The 4822-nt window shown below is 31.1% G+C and carries 7 protein-coding genes; all 7 read right to left on the minus strand.

The window, feature by feature from the left end; genetic code table 11:
* Positions 1 to 205: 205 nt before the first annotated feature.
* On the minus strand, positions 206 to 697 hold the full coding sequence (locus ACFQ0I_RS15670) for a hypothetical protein (RefSeq protein WP_379943903.1): 492 nt from the start codon (positions 695 to 697) through the stop codon (positions 206 to 208).
* A gap of 155 nt (positions 698 to 852) precedes the next feature.
* Complete coding sequence (locus ACFQ0I_RS15675) at positions 853 to 1449, minus strand: hypothetical protein (protein ID WP_379943904.1); 597 nt, start codon at positions 1447 to 1449, stop codon at positions 853 to 855.
* A 161-nt stretch (positions 1450 to 1610) separates the two neighbouring features.
* Positions 1611 to 1970: a hypothetical protein gene (locus ACFQ0I_RS15680; protein ID WP_379943905.1), complete on the minus strand. Its 360-nt coding sequence runs from the start codon at positions 1968 to 1970 to the stop codon at positions 1611 to 1613.
* 192 nt (positions 1971 to 2162) lie between these two features.
* A complete protein-coding gene (locus ACFQ0I_RS15685; RefSeq protein WP_379943906.1) occupies positions 2163 to 2603 on the minus strand; it encodes a hypothetical protein in 441 nt (146 codons plus the stop codon).
* Positions 2604 to 2759: 156 nt separating this feature from the next.
* Positions 2760 to 3263: a DUF2314 domain-containing protein gene (locus tag ACFQ0I_RS15690; protein WP_379943907.1), complete on the minus strand. Its 504-nt coding sequence runs from the start codon at positions 3261 to 3263 to the stop codon at positions 2760 to 2762.
* A 163-nt stretch (positions 3264 to 3426) separates the two neighbouring features.
* A complete protein-coding gene (locus tag ACFQ0I_RS15695; protein WP_379943908.1) occupies positions 3427 to 3885 on the minus strand; it encodes a hypothetical protein in 459 nt (152 codons plus the stop codon).
* Positions 3886 to 4090: 205 nt separating this feature from the next.
* Positions 4091 to 4762: a DUF4304 domain-containing protein gene (locus ACFQ0I_RS15700; protein WP_379943909.1), complete on the minus strand. Its 672-nt coding sequence runs from the start codon at positions 4760 to 4762 to the stop codon at positions 4091 to 4093.
* Positions 4763 to 4822: the final 60 nt, after the last annotated feature.

Genomic DNA, 4822 nt, shown 5'->3' on the forward strand with positions numbered 1-4822 from the left:
TTGTCATTTCTATACATAATGTTTAAAATTATGTAGCCTTATTTCAGGACGGGTCAAAATGAGGCACAACGTTTATGTATATGGAAAGTTGCGGGTTTGCGTGCGAGGAATTTCCGAAGGAAATTCAGACGTAGCAAACGTGCAACGACCTTTGTTTTAACACAACACCAGCAATTTTTTATATACGTTGTTGTAGCACGTTTTTTTAATTCAGATTCAACTTTCCGTTATCATTTAAATATTTTCTATATTCAGTTTGGTAATTTTTGTCAAGTTCCATTTTTAGTGAATTCAAGTCAATTCCGTTACCAATTTTTATATTTTTTTCAGTCACTCGATATAAATCCGATATTGCTGGTGGTTCAGCCCATTCCATCGTGTATTGAAATCCGTCAATTATTAATTCCGATTTAGTGTCAACTTTTAAAATCAGATAATCGTGAAAAGTTTTACGAGTTCCGTCGAAGGAATCTCCTTTGAATTCCGAAATGAATACGTAAATATCATTTTTTCCTTTTTTTGGATTAAATGCTTTTTTCAGTCCGTCATTTTTGTAGATTTTGAAGTTGTCAAAATTCTTAAACGCTTTGTAATTAATATCCGAATTTTCAGTTTTTGAAATCAGTTTATATACTTTTTCCTGTCCGAAATTCAGATTGTAAATTAAAATGAAAATGATTACTATTAATTTCTGCATTTCGTTTTCTCAAATGTGCTACAACGTTTATGTATAAGGAAAGTTGCGTGTTTGTGTGCGAGGATTTTCCGAAGGAAAATCAGAAGCTAGCAAACAAGCAACTAACTTTGGTTTAGCTAAAACTAGCAATTTTTTTTATACGGTGTTGTGCATAGTTATTTTTTCCATATTTCAAATTCATTTTTTATTATATCTAAAAGTTCATTGAAATATATTAATTCGTCTACTTCGGGATAATACTTTAAATAGCTTTCGGGATTTCCATAATCAATTTCGTTAAATTTTTTATCCGCTTTGATTTGTACTTTATAACCAATTCCATCCATAATTTCTTTAGCTTTCCACATAAGCTGATATTCTCCATCCACGAATTCTACATTTCCACGTTCCCTCATTTTATACTTTATTTCAGACATATTTGGAAGGAATTGAACATTGGTGCGTAAAATACTATTCCAAACATACTCCATATCATTTTTCGATTTTAGAGTTTGCTTTTCAGACCGTAGTTTTGCTTGTCCAGAGACCTTTGCATAATGTTGGTAAAATTCCGCTGTCCATTTGTCCGATTTGTCTTTGTACATTCTAAAAAGGGAAGAATAATTTGTTATTCCGCCACCAGCATAGATTCGGATTTCAGAATCCAAAGTCAGAGAGTCAGATAGTTTTATATCCGTATTTATTCTGCTTATGTTTTGCGCATAAATACCAATTGAAAATAGAAATATTATTAAAATTTGGATGTTTTTCATAATTATGCACAACGGTTTTGTGTATGGTTAGTTGCGTGTTTCAGCAACTAATTTAGTAAACAAAAACGAACGCGTGAAAATTCCGAAGGAATTTTCCAAATAGGCAACGACCAAAGCAATTAATTATACACGGTGTTGGCAAATCGTAATTTTTTATCCATTTATTTTTCAATTTTCATTCGGCTAAATTTTGGATAAGAACTTACATATTCAACCCAAACAGTATCTCCGATTTTTAACTTTTCATTTTTTGAGTCTTCTCTATATTTTTTTCCTTCAACAGTAAATTCGTAAGAATAGGAGAAGGTTTTAGAAACAGGACTGTTTCCCCAATAATTCTCTTCATTCACAATAACAGCTTTAGTCATTTCAGAATTTTTATTCAGAAGATAATTCTTCAAGTTTCCTCTCAAAACTATACCGAACAGAAAATACAAGACAATTCCTGAAAAAAGAAAAAGAGTCCATCTTTCACTAATGTATTTGAGAATATTTCTTTTTTTTTCTCCTTTTTTTTTCACAATTATAAATCTCTTGATTTCTTTCAGGTTATGTTTTTCTTATGTTTGCCAACGTTTATGTGTATGGAAAGTTGCGTGCTTGTGTGCGAGGATTTTCCGAAGGAAAATCAGATGCAAGCAAGCAAAGCAACTCACATTGGTTAAGCTAAAAATAGCAATTTTTTATACACGGTGTTGTAAGCTGGCTTTTATTTATTCAGGTTCAATTGAATTCAGTAACTCAAATTCCAATAGTCCTTTTTTATTTAATTTGTATTTATATATTGCTCTTCCTTCAACGTGTCCGTCGCTAAAGTCGGCAATCAACCATTCTCTGCTTAAAAGTTGAATTTTGTCGTAATTCATTGTTCCTCCCAAAGTTGGTTTTAAAGGAATCAGTTCGGTTTTTTCACGAAGAGTGTTTTCGATAAATTCCTCTGGATTTTTAATTCCGATTTCAATTAGTTTTTTTCCATCATATTCCACATCGAACCAATAATTAGATTCAGATTTTTTTTCAGTCAATATTTTGGTTAGAGAATCATTTTCAATTTTTAAGCTATCAACTTTGGCAAGCAAATTTTCAGTCCGATTTATATCCTTGCAACCGAAAATGTAAATTGAAGTTAGAATTATTAATGTTAGTTTCTTCATTTTTTTAGCTTGCTTACAACGTTTATGTGTAAGGAACGTTGCGTGTTTGAGTGCGAGGATTTTCCGAAGGAAAATCAGAAGCTAGCAAACAAAGCAACGACCAAACGGTTTAACTAAAATAAGCAATGTTTTTTACACGGTGTTGTACAACGTATTTTATTCAAATAATAGTCCACTTTCCAAATCAAAGGATTTTTGTTCTTCTTCAGTCATTTGGTCTCTTAAAACTTTAATTGTAAAACCTCCTCTTGTAATACCTTTGTCGAAATACATCCAGTCACTTATTTTATTTTTGTCTATAGTTATGGTGTCACCCAAACTGACTTCATTTGTATTAACAGGTTCGTTACCAATAATTCCAACAAACTGAGAGTTTACAAATCTTATGTCTTGAACCCAAATATGTTCACCACCTTGTGGAGTGTCAAATTTTTGTTTTATTGAAAAATATTCAAAATCAGGATTTTTACTTGTCAATGCATTCTGAAAAAGGTCAAAAGATTTTTTTGCGTTTTTAATTGCTTCATTCATTTTAGAATCTGATGAATTGATATTATAAACATCAGGTTCTCCTTCTCGAATAGTTTTAGATTTTGAATTTTGGTTGCAGGAAGTAACGAGTAAAAAAATAACTCCAAATGTAAATAATGTTCTTTTCATATGTTGTACAACGTTTATGTATAAGAATAGTTGCGGGTTTGTATGCGAGGATTTTCCGAAGGAAAATCAGACGTTACAAACACGCGACTACCTTTGTTTTAGCACTAAACCGCAATTATTTTTATACGGTGTTGTGTGTTCGTTTTTCTTTTCACTTTTACTTTCAATCACAATCATTTCTGTCATTCATTATTGCTCTTTCGTTTAGGTGCTTTTGGACAAATTCCTTTGTTTTTCCTTTCCGATTATACGATGTGCTACCAATTAGAAAATGATATTTTTTTGAATCTCTTTCTATATAAATTGTATCGGAACATTTGTTTTTAGTTACTCGGTCATTTTCTTTTAAAAAATCAAATAGAAAGGCAGGTTCGTAATTGTAATTCCGACTGTTTTCAAATTTATATCTATTATTTCTGTTTGTAAGTAATAAATAAGTATTTCCTTTTTCTTCATAAACGTCAATGACTTTTTCGTCAAATACTGTACTCAAATAAACATCTTCGAAATCTCCTTTTTTTAAAATAGTATAAATTGCGAATCCAATTAAAAATATGAATAGAAAAATAACAGGTAAATATTCTTTCAGAGTATACTTCTTTCCGTCATATTTTTCAATCATATTGTTCAATTCCTTTTTTTGTTTAGTTCAAAATTTTCAATTAGAAGTTCGATGCTCAAATGACACACAACGTTTATGTATATGGAAAGTTGCGTGTTTGTGTGCGAGGATTTTCCGAAGGAAAATCAGAAGCTAGCAAACGAGCAACTAACATTGGTTAAGCTAAAAATAGCAATTTTTTATATACTGTGTTGTGGGTAGTTTTTTATTCAACTGTCAGTTTTTTTATTTGGTTTTCAATGAACCTTTCTGTTTCTCTGTAGGATTTGGTTTTTTTACCAACTAACAGTCTTTTTCCAAGTTCATTAACTCCTTCAATTCCGATTTCAGAAAATTCTCTGGCTTGGGCTTGATTACCGATTAAAAGATTTACTTCTTTTAAGAGATTTGCCAATTCAATAGAATTTCCAACATAATATTTCCCAAGGATTTTATAATTGTTACTATTTCGTAAATCAGTCGGTTTTATTTTGTCAAAAGGTTGCGGAAAGTTAGCAAAATCGTTATAGAATCTTGTTCCGTGTTTTTCAAACGAATCCCAAATTGAGTTTACCGATTCAATATTTTTTTTGAGGTCATTGCTGAAATTCCAATGATAATCTCCTTCTCCTTTGGGTGATAATCTTTTTCTAATTAAAGAACTCGCATAAGTGATTTTATCAAAAGTCAAACCTGCCATGTCTAGCATAAAATCAAAATGAATGGCTGTTTCGCAACATACTGAACCACCATACCAACTACCTTGAATCCCAAAAAGATTTCCAATATGATTTTCAGGGTTTTTTCTGAAATGAAACCCAGAACCTTTCCAACCTAATTCACGAATTTTAGGTGAAAAATGTTCAGCTACTAATTTCCTAAATTCAGCTGCATTCATTCTTTTTATACGATTTGTTTAAATTACCCACAACGTTTATGTATATGGAAAGTTGCGGGT

This window comes from Mariniflexile aquimaris (genome assembly GCF_042676825.1).
GTDB lineage: Bacteria > Bacteroidota > Bacteroidia > Flavobacteriales > Flavobacteriaceae > Mariniflexile > Mariniflexile aquimaris.